This is a genomic window from Actinoplanes sp. NPDC048791 (genome assembly GCF_040650095.1).
In the GTDB taxonomy this organism is placed as follows: domain Bacteria; phylum Actinomycetota; class Actinomycetes; order Mycobacteriales; family Micromonosporaceae; genus Actinoplanes.
Genome location: NZ_JBEZGQ010000813.1, coordinates 1 through 3,823, shown reverse-complemented (window position 1 = coordinate 3,823; position 3,823 = coordinate 1). Strand labels below are relative to the sequence as shown.

6 protein-coding genes are annotated in these 3,823 nt (G+C 72.7%); 1 reads left to right on the top strand and 5 read right to left on the bottom strand.

Going from position 1 to position 3,823, the window contains the following annotated elements:
• A partial coding sequence (locus AB0C29_RS37595) for a DUF2231 domain-containing protein (protein ID WP_360830863.1) occupies positions 1 to 296 on the bottom strand: 296 nt, incomplete at its 3' end.
• 100 nt (positions 297 to 396) lie between these two features.
• Here AB0C29_RS37595 and AB0C29_RS37590 point away from each other — a divergent pair.
• Positions 397 to 1,647, top strand: coding sequence for a cation:proton antiporter (locus AB0C29_RS37590; protein ID WP_360830860.1), 1,251 nt, complete (start codon positions 397 to 399; stop codon positions 1,645 to 1,647).
• A gap of 6 nt (positions 1,648 to 1,653) precedes the next feature.
• On the opposite strand, the gene AB0C29_RS37585 is transcribed toward AB0C29_RS37590, so the two are convergent.
• The 4 genes from AB0C29_RS37585 to AB0C29_RS37570 all read right to left on the bottom strand — a co-directional run.
• The gene (locus AB0C29_RS37585) at positions 1,654 to 2,283 is read right to left on the bottom strand and encodes a potassium channel family protein (protein WP_360830857.1); all 630 of its coding nucleotides are present in this window, start codon (positions 2,281 to 2,283) and stop codon (positions 1,654 to 1,656) included.
• Positions 2,284 to 2,351: 68 nt separating this feature from the next.
• Complete coding sequence (locus tag AB0C29_RS37580; protein ID WP_360830854.1) at positions 2,352 to 2,564, bottom strand: hypothetical protein; 213 nt, start codon at positions 2,562 to 2,564, stop codon at positions 2,352 to 2,354.
• Between the two features lie 60 nt (positions 2,565 to 2,624).
• The gene (gene ppk2, locus AB0C29_RS37575; RefSeq protein ID WP_360830851.1) at positions 2,625 to 3,407 is read right to left on the bottom strand and encodes a polyphosphate kinase 2; all 783 of its coding nucleotides are present in this window, start codon (positions 3,405 to 3,407) and stop codon (positions 2,625 to 2,627) included.
• A 54-nt stretch (positions 3,408 to 3,461) separates the two neighbouring features.
• On the bottom strand, positions 3,462 to 3,823 hold a 362-nt coding region (locus tag AB0C29_RS37570; protein ID WP_360830848.1), incomplete at its 5' end, for a LuxR C-terminal-related transcriptional regulator.

Below are 3,823 nucleotides of genomic sequence, written 5' to 3'. Positions count from 1 at the left end.
ATCAGCACCACCGCGAAGACGACGAGCACGCCCGCGTCGAGCAGGAAGCGACGGGTCGCCGGTCGCGTACCCGCGCGGGCGCCGGCAGTCAGCTCGCCGATGCGTACCGCGAGTGCCGTCGCCATCCCGCCCAGCAGGCCGGCGACCACGGTGCAGTAGGCCAGCGTGCCGATGATCCGGGGGCCGCCGAGCAGCTGGAACACGTCGAGGACGACCGCCACCGCCAGCAGGCCGAGCGGGAACATCACCAGGACGGGTTCGACAGCGTTGCCTCGGATGCTGAGCCGGTTCTCCATGCGGTTCCTCCGTGGCCCCACTGTGCTGCGGCGGCCCGGTCCGGCACCTCATCCCGCTCGGGTGACCCCGCCGCCGGTGTCCTGCGCTGCAATGAAAGGCATGACCTCGGGTGCCCTGGCATTGATCGCGGCCGTCGTGTTCGCCTGGGGGGCGTTCTCGGCCAGGCTCGAGCGCGCCGACCTGACCGCCCCGATGGTCTTCGTCGGTGTCGGCATGCTGCTGGCTCTGGGCCTCCCCGCGGGCGCCGGTGCCGCCGGGGTCACGGTGCTCACCGAGGCCACGCTCGCCTGGGTGCTCTTCTCCGACGCCTCCCGGGTCGGTCTGCGGGAGCTGCGCAGCGACGCCGGGGTGTACGGCCGGCTCCTCGGCCTCGCCCTGCCGCTGACCGTCGTGGCGGGGGCCGCCGGCGCCTGGCTGCTGCTCGACGCCCCGCTGCCCTGGTACGCGCTGCTCATCGGGGCCGCGCTCGCGCCCACGGATGCCGCGCTCGGGGCGGTCGTGATCACCCATCCGGCGGTACCGGCCCGGATCCGGCGCATCCTCAACGTGGAGAGCGGGCTGAACGACGGCATCGTCACCCCGGTCGTGCTGGTCGCGCTGGCCGGTGCCGCGTCCGCTCACGGGCACGAGGAAGCCACCGTGGTCCAGGCCGTTCTGCAGCTGGCCGGCGGCGCGCTGATCGGTGCAATCGTCGGCGCGTCCGGCGGATGGCTGCTGCGGGCGGCGGGCCGGCGCGGCTGGACGGACGACAGCTTCGCCGGGCCCGCGGTGCTGGCCCTGGCCCTGGGCGCGTATGCGGCGTCTGTGGCCGCGCATGGCAACGGGTTCGTCGCCGCGTTCGCCGGTGGCATCGCGTTCGGTCAGGTCGCCGGCCGCGGCGGTCCCCGTGAGGTGTTCTACGTGGAGGAGACCGCCGGGCTGGCGTCGCTGCTGGTCTGGCTGCTGTTCGGCGCGTTCGCGGTGCCGCTGCTGTACGGCCGGGTCGACCTCGCGCTGCTGCTGTACGCGGTGCTGAGCCTGACCGCCGTACGGATGGTCCCGGTCGCCCTGAGCCTGATCGGCACCCGCCTCGGCGCCCGTACCGTGGTGTTCATCGGCTGGTTCGGCCCGCGCGGCCTGGCGTCGGTCGTGTTCGCGCTGCTGGCGGTGGAGGAGCTGGGGGAGAGCGCCGCTCCGGCCGTCGCCGCCATCGTGCTGACCGTGCTGCTCAGCGTGGTGGCCCACGGCGTGAGCGCCGGCCCGGGGGCCACCCGGTTCGGTGCGCACAGCCCGGCGCCCGGCGCCCCGGCGGTCGGTGACCCGGCGGCGGCCGCGCGGCTGCGGCGCTCATCCGGCGGACGTTCGTCCTGAGCGTGGTCAGGACGCCTCGCCGGTGTCCTCGGTGGTACGCCGCCAGCCCCGTGGCCGCCAGTTCTCCACCACCTTGGCCACCGCGGTCACCAGGAAGAGCTGGCCGATCAGGGCCTCCAGCACGGCGATGCTCTGCGCCGGGTTGGTCACCGGCACGAGGTCGCCGTAGCCGGTCGTGGTCATCGTGACGAAGCTGAAGAACAGCGCCTGGGACAGCGCCGGATCGCCGGCGTCGCCGAACAACGGGCCCGGCTGCAGGGCCCCGACACAGGCGTACGCGAAGCCGAACGCCATCCCGATGAGCAGGTACGCGGCCAGCGCCCCCAGCATCGTCTCCAGGTCGACCCGCCGGTGCACGCCGAGGTCACGCACGATCGAGACCGGCGCGACGAGATAGAGGCCACCGGCGGCCAGGAAGGTCAGCCCGGTGAGCGAGGTGCCCGGGGCGAACAGCGCGAACGCCGCCGCCACCAGGGCCAGTGCGACGACGGCGGCGGACACGGCCCGGACCGCCGGCCGGGCCCGCGACACCCGTAGCGCCTGCCACACCGTGCCGGTCTGCACGACCAGCAGCACCGTCGGCAGCCACCGTTCACCGGGCAGCAGCGCCAGCACGTAGGTGGCGACGATCAGCATCAGGACGAGGCCGTACCCGTGTCGCGGCGGCCGTCGCAGTGCCCCCGGGCCCATGCTGCCGGGCCGGCTCAGCGCGCCGGGTCGGGCGGCGGCGGATACTCCTCCTCGGGCAGCCGGCGCACCTCGATCAGGCGCAGGCCGAGCCCGTGCAGCCGCGAGATGAGCCCCACGACCGCGGACTGGTCCGGCAGCGACCCGTGCAGCACCGTCTCGGGCGGTTCCACGCTGACGGTCAGGTCGCGTAGCTCCGCCAGCAGTTCGGCCGGGATGACCCCGGACACCCTGACCTGGTACGACGCTTCAAGCATGAGCCCGGCCCCCGCGCTGCGTCCGCCGGGCCGTCATCCCGTGAACCTGCCGTTGCGCCGGAACTCGGCCTGCATCATGGCGATCTCCTCCCGGCCCGGGACGACGATCCGCGGATCGGGCGTGAAGTCGAGGTCGGGGTTGCGGTCCTTGTAGTCGACCGCGCCCAGGATGACCTTCATCGCGTTCAGCCGGGCCTGCTGCTTGTCGTTCGAGCGGACGATCACCCAGGGGGCCGCCCGGGTGCTGGTCCGCAGCAGCATCTCGTACTTGCGGTCGGTGAAGTCGTCCCAGCGGCTCTGCGCCTGCATGTCGATCTCGCTGAGCTTCCACCGGCGCAGCGGGTCGGTCAGCCGGCGCTCGAAGCGGCGGGCCTGGGTCTCCTTGGTGACGCTGAAGTAGAGCTTCACCAGCACCGTGCCCTGTCGCACCAGGTCCCGCTCGAAGCCGGTCACCCCGCGCAGGAAGTCCTGGTACTCCTTGCGGCTGCAGAAGCCGAAGACCCGTTCGACCATCGCGCGGTTGTACCAGCTGCGATCGAACAGCACGATCTCTCCGCCGATCGGGAACTGCGCCACGTACCGCTGGAAATACCACTGTGATCGTTGCTCCGCGCTGGGCCGGCCGAGCGCGACGACGCGGTAGTGCTTCTCGTTCATGTACCGGGTGACCCGGCGGATCGCGCCGCCCTTGCCGGCCGCGTCGCGCCCCTCGAAGAGCACGATCATGCGCAGGCCCTCGTCCTCGAGGTAGCGCTGGAGCTTGAGGAGTTCGACCTGCCACGGTCGCAGCTGACGATCGGATCTGAGCTTGCCCATCGTGCTCCTTCTGCCGGCTGGTCTCCAGCCTGGGCCATCGCCGCGGCCGGTGGCTCATCCCGGGTGAGTGACGTCAGGGATGAGTCCCAGCGAGCGGGCCCGGCGGACCGCCTCGTTGCGCCGTCCCGCCGACAGCTTGCGCAGGATGCTGCGGACGTGGGTCTTCACCGTGTTCACCGACACGTAGAGCGTCGCGGCGATCTCCTCGGTGGGCAGCAGCGCCGCCATGCTCTGCAGCACCTCCATCTCCCGGGGGCTCAGCGCTTCCACGATGACCAGGTCGTCGACGCCCGGCACCCGGTCGGTGCGGCCGCCGGTGGCCGGCATCTCACCGGCCCAAGCCCGGTACTGCGCGGCGAGATCGTCGCCGACGATCCCGCTCAGGCGGCCCCGGACCAGGGCGACGTCGCGGCGCC